Here is a 16,121-nt window from a genome sequence, read left to right on the forward strand (position 1 = left end):
GTCGAATGTGTACGACGTCAATGATGGGCTCGTCGGGCGAATTGCGAACTTCTTTTGGTACGTGCCGGGAAAGTCGGTAGCGTCGAGCGCATGACGCGCTATCTGATGCCGGCGGAATCCGCTCCGCACGCCCGAACCTGGCTGGCCTGGCCGGCGAAGGAATCGGTGTGGGAGGAGCTGTTACCGCTGGTGCGCGCCGACATCGTGCGACTGGCCCGCGCGATCGCCGCCCGCGAGCCGGTCACCGTGCTGGCCCGGCGCGAGCAGGCCGACGAGGCGCGCCGGGCGTGCGGGGCGAGCGTGGAGGTGGTGCCCGCGCCGCTGGATGATCTGTGGATTCGCGACACCGGCCCGATATGCGTCACCGGTCCGGACGGACCGGCCGGAATCGATTTCAACTTCAACGGCTGGGGGCAGAAGGCCGAATACCACATGGACGCGAAGGTGGCGCGAAAACTGCTCGAGCACGCGGGTATTCCGCGGGTGGTCGCGCCGATCGTCGCGGAGGGCGGCGCACTGGAGGTGGACGGCGAGGGAACCCTGCTCACCACCGAGAGCGCGTTGGTCAACCCCAATCGCAATCCCGGATTCGCGCACGAGGAGATCGAAAAGGCGCTGCACGAAATGCTCGGCGTGACCAAAGTCGTCTGGCTGCAGGGGGTCGCCGGCGAGGATGTCACGGATTGTCACGTCGACGCCGTGGCGCGGTTCGCCGAGCCGGGCGTGGTGCTGGTGGATTGGCCGGTGCACCCGGACCCGGGTGACGTCTTCGCCCGCGCCGCGGTACGAGCGCGCGAGATCCTGCGCGAGGCCACCGACGCGGCGGGCCGCCGCTTCGAGATCATCGAGGTGCCGCAACCGGATTCGACCGCCCTGAGCGGCGAGCGCGGCCCCGACTTCCTGTACTCCTACGTCAATTTCTATGTCGGTAACGGGGCCGTCTACATGCCCGCCTACGGCGACCGCCGCGGCGACGACCGTGCCGCCGCGATCCTGGCCGACGCGTTCCCCGGCCGGGAGGTGGTGCCGGTGGAGTACAACGCGGTCCTCGAGGGCGGTGGCGGCATCCACTGCTCCACACAGCAGCAACCGGCGGCGTGACCGAAAGCGAAGGTGTCAGCTCGGATCCGAGCCCCGGATCGCGGCGAGCCACGTCGCGACGGCCGCGGCGACCGTGGTGGCGGCGATGAAGGCGACGAAACCGCCGCCCGTCACATAGACCCACAGCAGTCCGGCGAACGGGGCGGCGATGACCGACTGGGCGTCGAGCAACAGCCGACGGCCGAACCGGGCCGACCGCTCGGCGTGCGCCCGGCCGTCCGGATCGGGTCGCGTGGGATTGTCCGCCAACCGGCCGGGCGGCTCCGAAACTCGCAGCGGGCCGGACGGATACAGGCGCAGATCCCCGATGCGCACGGCGCCGCCGTCGATTCGAGCCGTCGCGGCCTGGAGCGTGACCAGCGCCGGATCGAAATAGACCGGTAGCCAACGGGTCCGGCCGTTGACATCCAACTCCAGCCACGAACGGCTGAGCAACCGATATTGCTGGCGGACCCGCTTGCAGTCGGCGATGCCGGGCGCGAGCCCGCGCACCCGCGGCACCGAGCAGGCGACGGCGAGCCGCAGGGCCGTGTACCCCACCACCACCAAGCCCACCGCCGCCAGCATGCTCGACTGCTCGGAATCGGCGAACGGCGCCCAGGCGAGGCAGGTCACCAGGGCGCCGATCGTCGTCAGAACCGGATAGGCCAGGGGATGGCCCGAACCGGAAATCACTTCAGGAAGCCGACTTTCGTCCAGTCGTAGGTCGCCAGACCGCGGGCGCCGTAATTGGCGAGGTTGGCGCGTACCGCCACGATGCCCGGCGATTGCAGCAGCGGGATCGAATGACCCTCCTCGAAGATCTTGCGGTCAACCTGGTTCGCCATCTCGATCGCCTTGTTCGGATCCAGTTCCGAGACGGTCTTCTCGATGAGGTCGTTCAGCTCCGGGGAACCGATGCGACCGTAGTTGCCCTGCAGATCCTTCGGATCGTAGCCCCAGATCTGGAACATGTTGGTCAGCGGGAACGCGTCGCCGACCCAGGACCACTGCGCGACATCGAAATCGCCGGGCTGGATGAAGTCGGTGAAGTACCCGGTGCCCGGTTTGGTGTCGATGGTGAGTTTCACGCCGATGCGGGCGAGATTCTGCTGCATGATCTGCGCTATCTGCACCCAGACGTCCTGGTTGTACATGACGTCGCGGATCTCCAGTTTCCGCCCGTCCTTCTCTCGCACATCGCCGTTGAGTTTCCAGCCGGCCTCGTCGAGTTCGCGGGCGGCGGCATCGGGGTCGTAACCGAGGCTGTTGTCCTGATAGCCCTTCTGGCCCTCCAGGTAGATGTGGTTGTTCAGTGGTTTGGGATCGGCGACCAGGCCGTTGTCGATGGCCGTGGCGATACCCTGCCGGTCGATCGCCTTCGAGATCGCCACGCGCACCTTGGGATCGGACAGGAGAGAACCGGGCGCGCCGTTGAAGGTCAGATGCGACCATTGATTGGCCGGTGCGCGGCGGATGTCGATGTCCGGTGCGCCCTCGACGGACTTCAGCTCGTCGCGGCTGGCGATGCCGGCCCAGTCCAATTCGTTGTTGCGCAGGGCGGGCAGATAGGCGGCGCTGTCCAGCAGACTCCAGGTGATCGTGTCGAGCTTCGGTTTCTCGCCCCACCACAGCGGATTGCGCCCGAGCACGATGCGTCCCTGCGCCCGGTCCGTGGATTGGACGAGGAACGGCCCGGCGGTGAGGGTGATGTTGTCGACGAGACTCTTGTTGAACGACTCCGGGGTGGCGGTGACCGACTTCGGAAACAGGAAACTGTTACCCGCGAATTGCCCGCGCCAGTCGGCGAAATGCTTGCTGAAGGTGAGCACGGCCTGTCGGTCGTCGACGCCGCGCTCCACCTTCGCCACGCGGTCGAAGCCCTGGTTGGCCTGGATCAGGAACGTCTTGTCGCGCCCGCTCAGCGCATTGGCCTGTGCGGCGATGTCCTCCCAGGTGATCGGGGTGCCGTCGCTCCACACCGCTTTCGGGTTGATGGTGTAGGTGACCTGCTGCGGCTCGGTGCTGGTGAGTTCGACGCTGGTGAAATAGTCGGTGTCGAGGCTGGGCTCGCCCGCGGCGTTGATGCGGAAGGCCTGCGGCATCATCGGGCGCTCGATGTTGGTGACGTCGGTATCGCCGCCGTCGATCTGCAGGCTGTTCCAGTTCTTCGGATAACCGGAGAACGGCAGCCGCAGATTCCCCCCGTCCCGCAACTCGCTCACATCGTGCGGATTGATGTCGTTGGTGATGCCGATCGCGGACGTGCCGCTCCCGGAGTCATCCGAGCCCGCACACCCGGACAAGACCAATCCGAGCGCGACCGCGGGGACCGCTATCCGGACAACTGTCGAACGAATCCGCATGGATCGCTCCTTCCGTCGGGGCCGGTGCATCACTTCGTGAAGCCGATCTTGGTGTAGTCGTAGGAGGCCATTCCGGGCGCCCCGAAATTGGCGATGTCGGCGCGCACGCCGTAATTCCCCGGATCCTGGGTCAGCGGCAGTGAGAAGCCTTCGGCGAAGACCGCCCGGTCCACCTCGTTCGCCAGCTCGATCGCCCGCTGCGGGTCGAGTTCCGACAGTGTCCTATCGATCAGCTCGTTCAGTTCCGGGGAACCGATGCGGCCGAAATTCCCCTGCACGTCGTCGGGGTGGTAGGCGTAGATCTGCGGCACCCCGCTGAGCGGGAAAGCATCGCCCTGCCATTGGAATTGGGCCAGGTCGAAGTCACCCGGGATGAAGACGTCGGAGAAGATGTTCTGGCCCGGGCGGGGATCGATGATCACCTTCACGCCGATGCGGGCGAGGTTCTGCTGGATGATCTGCGCGACCTTCACCCAGACGTCGTTGTTGTACATGACATCGCGGATCTCGAGGCGGCGGCCGTCCTTGACGCGCACATCACCTTCCAGCCGCCAGCCCAGCGCGTCGAGTTCGCGCGCGGCCGCGTCCGGATCGAAGGGCGGATTGTTGTCCCGATAACCCTGCTGGCCACGCACATAGATGTGATTGCCGAGCGGTTTCGGGTCGTTCTCCAGCCCGTTGGAGATGGCGTTCACGATGGTCTGCCGGTCGATGGCCTTCGAGATGGCCACGCGCAGTTTCGGATCCGCCAGGACGGCGCCCGGCGCGCCGTTGAACGTGAGGTGCCGCCACAGGGTGCCGGGCGCGCGTCGGATGGTCATCCCGGCGGCGCCGCGCACGGTCGCCAGGTCGGAGATCGAGTACAGCTGCGCCGCGTCGAGTTCGTTGTTCTGCAGGGCGGCCGGCCACGCGGCCTGGTCGAGCACGCTGATCGTGATGGTGTCCAGCTTCGGTGTCTCGCCCCACCATCTCGGGTTGCGCTCCAGTACGATCCGGCCCTGGGTGCGATCGGTCGACCGCACCTTGAACGGCCCGGCGGTCTCGGTGATGTGGTCGACCAGGCCGTGGTTGAACGACTCCGGATTCCCGGTCACCGACTTCGGGAACAGCATCGAGTTCCCGGCGAACTGGCCCTGCCACTCCGCGTAGTGCTGCTTGAAGGTGATGACCGCCTGCCGGTCGTCGACCCCGCGCTCGACCTTCTCCACCCGGTCGAAACCGCTGGTCACCGCGATCAGAAACCGCTTGTCGCGGCCGCTGAGCGCATCGGCCTGCGCGGCGATGTCCGCCCAGGTGATCGGGGTGCCGTCGGTCCACACCGCCTTCGGATTGATGGTGTAGGTGACCTGTTGCGGGTCGGTGCCGGTCAGCCGCACGTCGGTGAAGTAGTCCCGATCCACCGACAGCTGCCCGGCCGCGTCGGTGGTGAACGCGCGCGGCATCATCGGCCACACGATGCGCGCGATCTCGAGGTTGTTGCCGTCGTTGGACAGGGTGTTCCAGTTGGGCGGGAACTCCGTGGTCGCCAGCCGCAGGTTGCCGCCGTCGCGGATCGCTTCGCGCGGTTGCGGGTTGATGTCGTTGCTGGTGCCCAGCGCGACATCCCCGCCGGGAACCTGGTTCCCGGCGGAGCAGCCCGTCAGGGCGGCCGTCGCGACGACCGCCGCGGCGACGGCGACTGCCGTCAGCGACCGGATTCTCATGCGTCTCTCCTACCCAGCGACGACCGGAACGGGAACCGCGTCGATGAGCGCGCGGGTGTATTCGTGCTGCGGCGCCTGGAAGATCTGCTCCGCGGGACCGGATTCCACGATCTTGCCGCGATACATGACCGCGATGTCGTGGGCCAGATTGCGCACCACCGAAAGATCGTGGGAGACGAACAGATACGACAGCCCCCGCTCGGCCTGCAGCTCTCGCAGCAGATTCAGCACACCCGCCTGGATGGACACGTCCAGCGAGGACACCGGCTCGTCGAGCACCAGCAGTTCGGGGTCCAGCGCCAGGGCACGCGCGATGTTGATGCGCTGCTTCTGGCCGCCGGAGAAGTCGGGCGGATAGCGGTCGGCGTGTTCCGGGCTGAGGCCGACCTGTTTCAGCAGCTCCGGCACCCGCTTGCGCACCTCGTCGCGGGACCGGCCGTCGACCCGCAGCGGTTCGGCGAGGGTGTCGAAGATCGGCAGTCGCGGATCCAGCGAGCCCGAGGGGTCCTGGAAGACGATCTGCATCTTGCGCCGGATCTCACGGCGGCGGGCCTTGGTCAGGGTCGCGACGTCGGTGCCGAGCACCTCGATGCTCCCGGCCTCGGGGACCACCAGATCCATGATCTGGGTCAGGGTGGTGGACTTCCCGGATCCGGACTCACCGACCAACGCGAAGGTGCGCCCGCCGCGCACCTCGAAACTGATGCCGTCGACCGCTCGCACCTCGCCCTTGCGGCGCTTGAAGAAGACGCCGGACGTGATGGGGAAGGTCTTCGTCAGCTCCGAAACCCGCAGCACCACACGGGCATCCGCGGGTGGCGCGGTCTCGGGCTCGGCCACCTCGCGACGGTAGGCGGTGAACAGCGCCTCGGTGCCGACCTCGTCGGTGCGGATGCACGCGGCACGGTGGCCCGGCCCGGTCTCCGCCAGCGGCGGCTCGGCGGTGCGGCAGGCGTCGATCGCGACCGGGCAGCGCGGGGCGAACGGGCAGCCGGGCGGCAGCGCGTGCATGGCGGGCGGCGCACCGGTGATGGGGATCAGCGGGCTGCGCGGCGGGCCGTCCATGCGCGGGATGGAACCCAGCAGGCCGACCGTGTAGGGCATCCGGGGCGCGCGGAAAAGATCGGTGGCGGTACTGGTTTCGACGATCCGCCCGGCGTACATGACGGCCACGCGGTCGGCCAGGGTGGCGGCGATGCCCATGTCATGGGTGATCATCACGACGCCCGCGCCGGTGATGTCGCGGGCCTTGCGCAGCAGGTTCAGGATCTGCTTCTGCACCGTGACATCCAGCGCGGTGGTGGGTTCGTCGCAGATGATCAGTTCCGGGTCGTTGGCGATCGCCATCGCGATCACCACGCGCTGGCGCATGCCGCCGGAGAACTCGTGCGGGAACGCCCTGGCTCGCGTCTGCGGCTCGGGGATGCCGACCAGGTCCAGCAGTTCCACGGCCCGCGCGGCGGCCTGCTGCCCGCTCATCTTCTTGTGTGCCAGCAGGGCTTCCGCGATCTGGTCACCCACTCGGTACACCGGGGTCAGCGCCGAGAGCGGATCCTGGAAGACCATGCTGATCCGGCTGCCGCGCAGCGTCGACAGCCGCCGGTCGGTCATGCCGACGAGTTCCTTGCCGCGCAGCCGGATCGAGCCGCGCACCCGCGCCTGCTCGGGTAGCAGGCCCATCACCGCCAGCGAGGACACCGACTTGCCCGATCCGGATTCGCCGACGATGGCCAGCACCTCGCCGTCGGACACCGTGTAGGTCACCCCGCGCACCGCATCGATGCGGCCCTCCTCGCCGGGGAACGACACGCGCAGGTCCGAGACCTCCAGCAGCGGCTCGGTCATGCTGCCTCTCCTTCCGGCGCGGTGTCCCGCTCGGACTTCTTCCGTCGCGCCCGTGCTCGCTTGGCGGTGGGGTCGAAGGCGTCGCGCAGGCCGTCGCCGACCAGGTTGGCGCACAGCACGGTGATGATGAGCAGCCCACCGGCGAACATGAACAGCCATGGGTAGGTGAGCGCGGACTTCGTCCCGGACGCGATCAGCGAACCCAGTGAGACGTCCGGTGGCTGCACGCCGAATCCGAGGAAGCTCAGGCCGGTTTCGGACATGATCGCCACACCGATCGCCAGCGTGGTGTCGATGATCAGGATCGACGCGATGTTCGGGACGATGTGGGTGGTGATCACCGTCCAGGTCGAGGCGCCCATGTACCGTGCGGCGCGGACGAATTCGCGTTCCTTCAGGCTCAGCGTCAGCCCGCGCACGATGCGGGCGCTGATCATCCAGCTGAACAGCGCGAGCAGCACGATCAGCAGCAGAATCGAGCCGCTGCCCTTCATCCGCGGGGCGAAGATCGCGATGACGATGAAGCTCGGTACCACCAGCAGCAGATCCACCAGCCACATCACGGCGCGGTCGGTCCAGCCGCCGAGCAAGCCCGCGACCGATCCGGCGGTGGCGGCGATGATGCTCGAGATGAACGCGACGCTGAAACCGATCAACAGCGACTTCTGCAGGCCGCGCAGCGTCTGCGCCAGCACGTCCTGGCCGATCTGGTTGGTGCCGAACGGATGGTCCGGGCTGGGCGGCTGCAGCAGCGCCGTGTAATCCAATTCCTGGTAGTCGTAAGGCATTACGGCGGGCAGCGCGAAGGCCAGCACCAGCATCAGCAGCAGGACGACCGCACCGGCGACGGCGGGTTTGTTGCGGCGGAACCTGCGCCACACCAGTTTCCGGCGTCCCGCGGCCTGGGGCTCGGGCGCGCCCTGAATGATCATCTCGGCTTCGGTCATGCTCCCACCCGCACCCGTGGATCGAGGATCGCGTAGGCGATATCGGACAGCAGGCCCGACACCAGCACCACCAATCCGGCGAACGCCGTGACGGTCACCACGACGTAGAGGTCCTGCGCGTTGATCCCGTCGACCAGCCATTCGCCGACGCCGTGCCAGCCGAAGATCTTCTCGGTGAACGTCGCGCCGGTGATCAGCGCGCCCAGGCTGTAGGCGAACAGCGTCGCCATCGGGATCAACGCGGTGCGCAGGCCGTGCTTGTACAGCGCGCGGCTGCGGGTGAGGCCCTTGGCGCGGGCGGTGCGGATGAAATCGCTCTGCAGCACGTCCAGCATGGCGTTGCGCTGGTAGCGGCTGTAGCTGGCCATGGCGGCGAGCGCCAGGCCAAGGGTGGGGACCACCATGTGCTGGACGCGGTCGACGAACTGATTCCACAGCCCGTGCACGGCGTTCGCGGAGGTCTCGCCGGTATACAGGAAGATCTGCTGGCCGGTGGCCGTATTGATCTCCAGCGCACCGTATTTCAGCAGGGTGGCGAGCAGGAACACGGGCGTGCTGAGCACCAGCAGCGACACCACCGTGGTGAAGTAGTCGCTGAACCGATACTGGCGGATCGCTCCGGCCGCGCCGATCAGCACGCCCAGCGCGGTGCCGACCAGCGAGCCGATCACCAGCAACCGCAGGCTCACGCCCACCCGGCGCCCCAGTTCCGCACTCACCGGCTGGCCCGCCAGTGTGGTCCCGAAATCGCCGTGGGCGATGCCGCTGATCCAGGTGGCGTAGCGCTGCGGGATCGGCTCGTCGAGGTGCAGTTCGGCGGCCTTGGCGTCGATCACCGACTGCGGCGGGCGCGGATTGCGCTGCTCCAGACTGTCCAGCGGGCGAAAGGTCAGCGACGCCAGACTGAAGGTCAGAAAGGTCGCCAGCACCAGCAGCACGACATAGTTGAGCGCGCGTCGTAGCAGAAAGCCGGTCATCGGTCCCCTCGGGTCGGTTGCTAGGCCCTGATCATAAGGACAGCTGGCGATCGTGGCGTGTCGAGGACAGCCGTGACATGCGTGGATCGTCAGCACATCGTGCACCAGTGTCGCGCGTAGCGGCGGTGGTTCGGCAGCCGTGGTAAGGGGGCTGATCTTACGGCCGGGGTCCGGGTTCGGGCAGGATGGAAGAGGTGACGCGTCTGCACCTGCCCAAACCCAAGATGGTGGCCACCGATGTCGATGGCACGCTCATCGACGAGCGTGAGCAGGTCACCCCGCGCACGCGGGCCGCGGTCGCGGCGCTCGTCGCCGACGGAGTGCAGTTCGTGCTCGCCACCGGCCGCCCGCCGCGCTGGATCGATCCGGTGGTCGAGGGCCTCGGGTACGCGCCGCTGTGCGTGTGCGGCAACGGCGCGGTGATCTACGACAGCGCCGCCGATCGCATCTTGCACACCAGCGTTCTCGATATGGCGAGCCTGGCGGCGATCGCCGAGTTGGCCGAGCGGGTGCTGCCCGGTTGCGGTTTGGCCGCCGAACGGGTCGGCGCGAGCGCGCACGACGCGGCCACCCCGCAGTTCGTGAGTTCGCCGGAGTACGAGCACGCCTGGCTGAACCCGGACGACACCCAGGTGGCCCGGCGCGAGGTGCTCGCCGCGCCCGCGATCAAGATGCTGATCCGGTTGCCCGGTGCGGCCAGCGCCGACATGCGGGCCGCCCTGGAACCGGAGCTCGCCGGGCGCGCCGACATCACCTACTCCACCAACAACGGCCTGATCGAACTGTCCGCGCCGGGTGTCACCAAGGCCTCCGGGCTGGCGATGGTGGCGCAGCGGCTGGGCGTGCAGCACGCCACCATGGTCGCGTTCGGCGATATGCCCAACGATGTCCCGATGCTGCGCATGGCCGGTCACGGTGTCGCCATGGCCAACGCGCATCCCGAGGCCCGCGCCGCCGCCGACGAGATCACCGCCACCAACTCGGCCGATGGGGTGGCCCTGGTGCTGGAACGCTGGTGGAGCAGCTGACCGGAGTGCGGTCGTCGCATCCCGAAACATCTGCGGGACAGTCGGTATGGCACCGATAGCGCGGATCTGCCCAGCCGTTCCCGGCTACGACTACTCGGCCGGGGCCGACGCGTCCGGCAGATCAGGGTTCGGCTCGGTCGTATTCGAGTTCGGTGCATCCGGAGCCGAAGTGTTGTGCCCGAGGGCATTCGAATCCGACGTGTTTCGTCCGAGGGCACTGGGATCTGACGTGTCGGACTCGAGCGCGTTGGGATCTGATGTGTTGGGCTCGAGCGCGTTGGGATTCGACGTGTTGGGCTCGAGGGCGTTGGGATCCGAGGTGTTGGGCTCGAGGGCGTTGGGATCCGAGGTGTTCTGTCCGACGGCGTTGGGATCCGAGGGGCTTGGCTCGCGGGCGTCGAGGTCGGGGGTCGCGGGCGTGGGGGCGTTCGGTGCGGGGGCGTGGGGATTCGGTGCGGGGGCCGCGATCTGTGCCGGGATCGGTGCGGCCGACCGGCCGGGGGCGGCGGACTGCTGCTGGGTGTCGTCGTAGGTCTTCAGCAGCGTGGTGACGATGCCGGTCACCTGGTTCAGGATCAGGGAGCCGTTCTCGAAATCCGATCGCAGGCCGTCCGGAACCGGGTAGGCGTTGCGCAGCGGCAGGCCCAGCAGCCCGGTCTCGGCGCCCAGCTGGACGAAGCGGTCCAGGATGTGGCCGACCACCTCGACCACGGTGCCGTCCGGCGCGGCGTAGACGTAACCGTTGACGAATTTCGCGTACTGGCCGCCGTTCGCGGTCGGCTTCGGCTCGGAGGCCGCGGCGCCCAGATGCCCGTCCGGCCCGCCGTGTTCGGCCCAGTACCGGGCGACCAGATTGTCCTCGACCATCCCGAGCACCCGGCCGGTCAGGTCGGCCAGCGCCGCGAGGTCGGTGCCGGGGCGCTGCGCGCCGGGGGCGGTGTTGTTGCCCGCGCGCGTGGCCAGCGGTGTGCCGCTGCCCGCGGCGATCTCGCGGATGCGGTCCATCAGCGCGTACGCGGCATCGCCCGGGCAGGTGGTGTTGCCGACGTCGCGGTGGGCGAACACCGTGGGCAGCTGCACCGCCTCGCCCTGGGCATACGGCGTGAACTCGGTGCCCTCCGAATACATCGTGGTCCGGCTCAGCGGGTTCAGCCCGGCGACCTTCGCGCGCCATCCGATGAACTGCCCGGCCGCCTGGATCGCGGCGTCGGTGGGCGGCTCGGTCTCGAAATCACCCATCAGCGCGACGCCGGAGGTGTTCTCGTTGAACCCGCCCGCGTGCGCGCCCTGCACCGGCCGGTCCAGGCCACCGGAGTGGCCCTCGAAGATCTGCCCGTACTTGTCGACCAGGGCGTGGTAGCCGATATCGCACCACCCCAGGGTCTTGGCGTGGTAGGCGTAGATGGCGCGGACGATCCCGGCCGATTCGGCCTTGGAGTAGTCGTTGCGGCCCGCGGTGTGATGCACGGTGATGCCGCCGAGGCCGTCGTCGTAGGTCGGTTCCTCGCAGCGGATCGATTCGTCGGCGCCCCACTGGGCCCGGCTGATCACCTTGGGGCCGCCGCTCGCCAGCGGGGCGGCCACGCTCGTCAGATTGTCGTCGGCGACACCGCGACCCGGATCGATCAGCACCGCCGACAGCGCGGAGGCGGCCAGCTGGGCGGGGTCGTCGGAGCGCGCGCCGCCCGGAATCGGCGCGGCCGTCTTGCGCGTGGTGAGCACCTGGACCGCATTGGTCTTGCCGACATAGATCGGTTCGGTTCCGGTCCGGCCCGGCGGCGCGTGATCGTCGGCGCGCGTGTCCACCTGCTCGGTGGAGAACCAGGGTCCCCAGCTGCCGTCGGGCGTCTTCGCCCGCACCATCGCCCTTGTTCCCCCGAGGTTTTCGGCGGTCAGGGCAACCATGCTGAACGGCGTCGGGCGAGTGAGTTCCTTGACCTCCGCCCCCACCCGCTCCGCGAGGTCGGGGGCGACCGCACCGGGCGCCAGAGCCGGGGTGCTCGGATTCGCATCGGGCGGCAGCGCGGGGTCGGCGACGGGGGCGGCGCTCGGGTCGGGTTCCTCGAGGGGGGCGCCGATGAATCCGGGTGCGCCGCTGGGGTTTCGGGGCGGGGCGGCCGGGGTGGTCCGGTCGGGACCGAACTGGGGTAGGGGGATCTCGCCGGGTAGCTCGACGCCCGGCGGCGCGGGCAGACCCGGCGGCACCGGTACCGCGCGCGGCAGCGGCAGTTTGCGCAGATCGGACAGGCGCAGGTCGGGCAGGTCGAGACCGGTGAGTTCGCGCAGCGGCAGGACGACATCCGGCGCGGAGGCCAGCGCCACCTCGGCGAGTTGCGCTGGGATCGCCGCGAGATTGCTTTCGTTGGCCGAGTGGTAGTCGGGCGAGTGGCGCAGGACGAGACCCGCGAGCGGCGCGGTGACCACCAGGGTGGCCACCACCGGAAGAATGTACGGGCGTTTCGGTCTGCGATACGGCACGAGCCTCTCCCCTTCAGGTAGAACCGTTGGCCGTCAACTCCGGAACAGGGTTGATTCCTGACGGAACAATGGTCACACTAGTCACAATCTTCACAAATCTAAACCTTCAGTTGAGGATTAGAGGTAGGTAGCTCGAATGTAGCTTCCAAATAGCCGCACAGCGGGCAGGACATGCCGAACGGAACCGACCGGTAGGGCCCGCCCGCGAAACCCGTGGGAGTGCACATGGCAGGCGGAAGACGACGGTGGATCGCGGTACCGCGGCGGGGCGAGTTGTCGCGCCGCCGCCGACGGCGACACGCCGTGGGAGCGGGACTGGTCGTGCTGACCCTGACGGGTGGCACGGTCGTGCTGACCGCGACCTGGCCCGATGGTTCCGCGCCGTACCGGCCGCTCGCCGGTATCGGACACGGCCGGGGGATGAGTCAGGTCGGCGCGTTCGACCAGGCGCTGGCCGGCGCCGCGGCCGAGGACATCCTGGCGCACTATTATCCGGGCGCCGTGCTGGGCACGATCGCGCCGACCACCGTCGGCGTCCGGTTGACGGCCGACGACAACGAGACCCTCGACGTCTTCTCCGACGCCGGGCTGACGGTCGCCGATCGGCGGGTCGTTCCCGGCCAGGCCGCGCACCTCACGCCGATGCCCGACGGCGGCGCCGCCGTCGTGATCACGGCCGGTTGCGACGGCGACGTGATCTGGCAGGGCGCCACGGCCGATCCGTGGGCCTACCCGGTCGTGCCCGGCACCGACCGTCCGGCGGCCGAGCATCTGAAGGTCTGCGGCGGGGGCACCTATCGCGGCGCCCTCGGTGTCGCGCTGGAGAACGGCGAGGCCCGCACCGTCAATCAGGTCGACGTCGACGATTACCTGATGGGCGTGGTCCCGGCCGAGATGCAGGCCAACTGGGCCGACCAGGGCGGCGCGGAAGCGCTGCGCGCACAGGCGATCGCGGCCCGCTCCTATGCCCTGGCCGAGCAGCGCTACCCCTACGCCCAGACCTGCGACATCACCGACTGCCAGGTCTACCCCGGCACCGAGAAGGAGGATCCGCGGGCGGCCGAGGCGGTCCGCGCCACCTCGGGCCGAGTGTTGTTGCGCGACGGGCGAATTCTGCGCACCGAGTACTCGGCGGCCCCGGGCGGCGGGCAGCCGATCGATATCGGCACCCTCGAGGTCGGTCCGAGCCCCGACGAACTTGCCCCCGCCCCCGCCCCGCCACCCCGCGACGACTACGGCCAGCAGGCTGTGCGCGGCAACAGCGTCATCGACGTCGAGTACGCCGAGACCGGCGGCGCGGCCGGACCACTCGGCGCGGCGCGCGGCCCGGAGTCGTTGCTACCCGGCCGAATCGGGACCTACCGCATGTTCGACAACGGCGTCATCATCGCTACCCCGGTCCTCGGCGCCCGCGTCGTCGACTTCGCCACCCTGCTCCAGGTGGCGCCGGAGGTCCAGGAAGGTGGTCACTTCCCCCGATCCGGCGGTACGGCCCCACCCAATACGGCCCCACCCAATACGGCCTCGACCCCCACGCCTCGTCCGACCGTCCTCCCGGACCAGGCAGTGCAACTACCGCAGCACGCCGGTCCCGTCCCCGACGTCGATGCCGAGCCCCCGCCACCGTCGGCGGAGGCGGACGGCGTTCCGGCAGCGGCGTCGGAGTATCCGGAACCCCCTGTGGGAATTCCGGCACCCGCGGGCCCGGCGGGAGGGTAGTCAGCTCAGGGATGTGTCGCCGAGGGACTCGGCGAGTTCGCGTAGGAGGGCGCCCAGTTGGTCGAGTTTTTCGCGGTTCATGCCGCCGAGGACGCGGATCTGGTTGTCGACATGTAGTGGCATGAGGCGGTCGATGAGTTCGCGGCCCTCGTCGGTGAGGCGGATGCGGACGGTGCGGCGGTCCTTCGGGTCGGCCGCGCGCACTACCAGGCCCTTGGCGGCCATGCGGTCGATGCGGTTGGTGATGGCGCCCGAGGTCACCATGGTGGCCTTGATCAGCGCGCCGGCGGTGAGCCCGGCGTCGCCGCCGGAGCGGCGCAGCGTCGTCAGCACGTCGAACTCCCATTCCTCGAGGTCGTAGCGCGCGAAGAATTCCTTGATCTCCCGCTCGACCACCCGGCTCAGGCGTTTGAGCACCGGCTGGCCCCGCTGGTCTGGGGTTCCGCCTACGCCGTCACCTCCGAATTCGGATACTGAAAGGAAAAGGCTTGACCTTGACGTAGCGTCAACTCGCAAGGTGGAGGAGTCGACGCGGACGAGAGGAGCAGCGGTGGCCGGGGCGAAGGGCCGCAACGAATGGTCCATTCAGGAACTGGCGAAGGCGGCCGGTACCACGAGCCGGACGCTGCGCCATTACGGCGAACTGGGCCTGTTGTCGCCCAGCCGGATCGGGGCCAACGGATACCGCTACTACGACCAAGGCTCCCTCGTGCGGTTGCAACGGATCCTGCTGCTGCGGGAACTCGGCCTCGGCCTGCCGGTCATCGCCGAAGTGCTTGCGGGAGAACAGGATGCGGCGGCCGCGCTGCGGACGCATCTGGATCTGCTGCACCAGGAGCAGGACCGGATCGGCCGGCTGATCGCGTCGGTGCACACCACATTGCGCAAGACGGAAGCAGGTGAGCCACTCATGGCAGACGAGGTATTCGACGGTTTCGACCACACGCAGTACAAGGACGAGGTGATCGAACGCTGGGGCAAGGACGCCTACGAGCAGGGCGATCGCTGGTGGCGGTCGCTCGGCGAGGCCGGCAAGCAGGAGTTCCTCCGGACCCAGGTCGAGATCGCCACCGACTACGGCAAGGCGCACCGCGCGGGCCTCGCGCCCGGCAGCGCCGAGGTGCTGGCCATCACCCAGCGCCACTACGACTGGGTGACGACCGGCTGGCAGGGCACGTGCCCGAACCGGGAGTACTTCACCAACCTCGGTGAAATGTACGTCGCCGACCCGCGTTTCGGCGCCAACTACGACAAGCACGGCGCGGGTACGGCCGAGTTCGTCCGCGACGCCATGCGCGCCTACGCCGAAGCCCGGCTGTCGTAGGCGGACTCGAGCCCGGTCCGGAACATCCCGCGAGCGCCCGCACGATTCGTCGTGCGGGCGCTCGCCGTATCGCCGACACGGCCGGTAGAGTTCCCGCCCGAGTGCAGAAGGGGGAGCGTCGTTGCATCAGCCATACGGTCACCAGGAGTATCCGGCACACGGCTATCCGCAGCCGGGCTACGGCTATCCGCAGCCGATGTACCAGCCACCGGCGAGCGGCGGGACCGCGATCACGGCGGGCATTCTCGCGATTGTGCTCGCGCTGACCGGAATACTCGGGGTGCTCACCTCGATCGGCGTGGGTCACGACCAGTACTACCGGGAACATGCGGGCGAGGAGGTCCGCAACCTGTTCTACGTCTCCGCGGCAGTCGAGGGCGGCATCGTCGCGCTGCTGCTCCTCGGCGGCATTCTGCTGATGAATCACAAGAATGCCGGTCGGATCATCCTGATCATCCTCGCCTCCCTCGGCCTGCTCGGCGGCTTCGCCGGCACCATCGCCGGAATCCTGTCCCCGCTCCCGGCCGCCGCGATCCCGGGTGTCATCGGCGTACTCGTCACCGTCCTCCTCCTGGCCCTGACCCTGGCGGGCTCCACCAAGCGCTGGTGCGCGCAGGGTCGCCACGCGCCCTATCCGTATTACTGACGGGGACC

General features: G+C 68.6%; 13 protein-coding genes. 5 read left to right on the forward strand and 8 right to left on the reverse strand.

Going from position 1 to position 16,121, the window contains the following annotated elements; all coding sequences use genetic code 11:
• Nucleotides 1-90: 90 nt before the first annotated feature.
• Entirely contained in the window at nucleotides 91-1,101 is a 1,011-nt protein-coding gene (locus NWFMUON74_RS00530; RefSeq protein WP_187686072.1) for an agmatine deiminase family protein, read from the forward strand.
• A 15-nt stretch (nucleotides 1,102-1,116) separates the two neighbouring features.
• Here the strand turns inward: NWFMUON74_RS00530 and NWFMUON74_RS00535 are convergent, their stop codons facing one another.
• From NWFMUON74_RS00535 to NWFMUON74_RS00560, 6 genes are read right to left on the reverse strand one after another with little or no spacing between them, the layout of a single operon-like run.
• Nucleotides 1,117-1,776, reverse strand: a complete 660-nt coding sequence (locus NWFMUON74_RS00535) for a hypothetical protein (RefSeq protein WP_187686073.1) — start codon at nucleotides 1,774-1,776, stop codon at nucleotides 1,117-1,119.
• Nucleotides 1,773-3,446: an ABC transporter family substrate-binding protein gene (locus NWFMUON74_RS00540; RefSeq protein ID WP_187686074.1), complete on the reverse strand. Its 1,674-nt coding sequence runs from the start codon at nucleotides 3,444-3,446 to the stop codon at nucleotides 1,773-1,775. Before NWFMUON74_RS00540 ends, NWFMUON74_RS00535 begins: the two co-directional genes overlap by 4 nt.
• 29 nt (nucleotides 3,447-3,475) lie before the next feature.
• Nucleotides 3,476-5,149 carry an ABC transporter family substrate-binding protein gene (locus tag NWFMUON74_RS00545; RefSeq protein WP_187686075.1) on the reverse strand — a complete coding sequence of 558 codons (1,674 nt, stop codon included), beginning with the start codon at nucleotides 5,147-5,149 and terminating at the stop codon, nucleotides 3,476-3,478.
• Nucleotides 5,150-5,158: 9 nt separating this feature from the next.
• Nucleotides 5,159-6,994 carry an ABC transporter ATP-binding protein gene (locus tag NWFMUON74_RS00550; RefSeq protein WP_187686076.1) on the reverse strand — a complete coding sequence of 612 codons (1,836 nt, stop codon included), beginning with the start codon at nucleotides 6,992-6,994 and terminating at the stop codon, nucleotides 5,159-5,161.
• Nucleotides 6,991-7,941, reverse strand: coding sequence for an ABC transporter permease (locus NWFMUON74_RS00555; RefSeq protein WP_187686077.1), 951 nt, complete (start codon nucleotides 7,939-7,941; stop codon nucleotides 6,991-6,993). The genes NWFMUON74_RS00550 and NWFMUON74_RS00555 overlap by 4 nt, the downstream gene beginning before the upstream one ends.
• Nucleotides 7,938-8,918: an ABC transporter permease gene (locus NWFMUON74_RS00560; protein ID WP_187686078.1), complete on the reverse strand. Its 981-nt coding sequence runs from the start codon at nucleotides 8,916-8,918 to the stop codon at nucleotides 7,938-7,940. The genes NWFMUON74_RS00555 and NWFMUON74_RS00560 overlap by 4 nt, the downstream gene beginning before the upstream one ends.
• 185 nt (nucleotides 8,919-9,103) lie before the next feature.
• On the opposite strand from NWFMUON74_RS00560, the gene NWFMUON74_RS00565 reads away from it, so the two are divergent.
• A complete protein-coding gene (locus NWFMUON74_RS00565; RefSeq protein ID WP_187686079.1) occupies nucleotides 9,104-9,946 on the forward strand; it encodes an HAD family hydrolase in 843 nt (280 codons plus the stop codon).
• Nucleotides 9,947-10,036: 90 nt separating this feature from the next.
• Here NWFMUON74_RS00565 and NWFMUON74_RS00570 read toward each other — a convergent pair whose 3' ends face one another.
• On the reverse strand, nucleotides 10,037-12,385 hold the full coding sequence (locus NWFMUON74_RS00570) for an N-acetylmuramoyl-L-alanine amidase (protein WP_232110766.1): 2,349 nt from the start codon (nucleotides 12,383-12,385) through the stop codon (nucleotides 10,037-10,039).
• Between the two features lie 342 nt (nucleotides 12,386-12,727).
• On the opposite strand from NWFMUON74_RS00570, the gene NWFMUON74_RS00575 reads away from it, so the two are divergent.
• Nucleotides 12,728-14,143 carry a SpoIID/LytB domain-containing protein gene (locus NWFMUON74_RS00575; protein WP_232110767.1) on the forward strand — a complete coding sequence of 472 codons (1,416 nt, stop codon included), beginning with the start codon at nucleotides 12,728-12,730 and terminating at the stop codon, nucleotides 14,141-14,143.
• On the opposite strand, the gene NWFMUON74_RS00580 is transcribed toward NWFMUON74_RS00575, so the two are convergent.
• Entirely contained in the window at nucleotides 14,144-14,560 is a 417-nt protein-coding gene (locus NWFMUON74_RS00580; RefSeq protein WP_197986949.1) for a MarR family winged helix-turn-helix transcriptional regulator, read from the reverse strand.
• Between the two features lie 133 nt (nucleotides 14,561-14,693).
• On the opposite strand from NWFMUON74_RS00580, the gene NWFMUON74_RS00585 reads away from it, so the two are divergent.
• Nucleotides 14,694-15,467, forward strand: coding sequence for a MerR family transcriptional regulator (locus NWFMUON74_RS00585; RefSeq protein WP_187686083.1), 774 nt, complete (start codon nucleotides 14,694-14,696; stop codon nucleotides 15,465-15,467).
• 121 nt (nucleotides 15,468-15,588) lie between these two features.
• Nucleotides 15,589-16,113: a hypothetical protein gene (locus NWFMUON74_RS00590; protein ID WP_187686084.1), complete on the forward strand. Its 525-nt coding sequence runs from the start codon at nucleotides 15,589-15,591 to the stop codon at nucleotides 16,111-16,113.
• Nucleotides 16,114-16,121 lie beyond the last annotated feature (8 nt).

Origin of the sequence: Nocardia wallacei (genome assembly GCF_014466955.1) — a bacterium.
GTDB lineage: Bacteria > Actinomycetota > Actinomycetes > Mycobacteriales > Mycobacteriaceae > Nocardia > Nocardia wallacei.

What these genes read in the sequence shown, in the direction of transcription:
- NWFMUON74_RS00530 (WP_187686072.1), top strand. Translation starts at nt 91, where the DNA reads ATGACGCGCTATCTGATGCCGGCGGAATCCGCTCCGCACGCCCGAACC.
- NWFMUON74_RS00540 (WP_187686074.1), bottom strand. Translation starts at nt 3,446, where the DNA reads ATGCGGATTCGTTCGACAGTTGTCCGGATAGCGGTCCCCGCGGTCGCG.
- NWFMUON74_RS00545 (WP_187686075.1), bottom strand. Translation starts at nt 5,149, where the DNA reads ATGAGAATCCGGTCGCTGACGGCAGTCGCCGTCGCCGCGGCGGTCGTC.
- NWFMUON74_RS00550 (WP_187686076.1), bottom strand. Translation starts at nt 6,994, where the DNA reads ATGACCGAGCCGCTGCTGGAGGTCTCGGACCTGCGCGTGTCGTTCCCC.
- NWFMUON74_RS00555 (WP_187686077.1), bottom strand. Translation starts at nt 7,941, where the DNA reads ATGACCGAAGCCGAGATGATCATTCAGGGCGCGCCCGAGCCCCAGGCC.
- NWFMUON74_RS00560 (WP_187686078.1), bottom strand. Translation starts at nt 8,918, where the DNA reads ATGACCGGCTTTCTGCTACGACGCGCGCTCAACTATGTCGTGCTGCTG.
- NWFMUON74_RS00565 (WP_187686079.1), top strand. Translation starts at nt 9,104, where the DNA reads ATGGAAGAGGTGACGCGTCTGCACCTGCCCAAACCCAAGATGGTGGCC.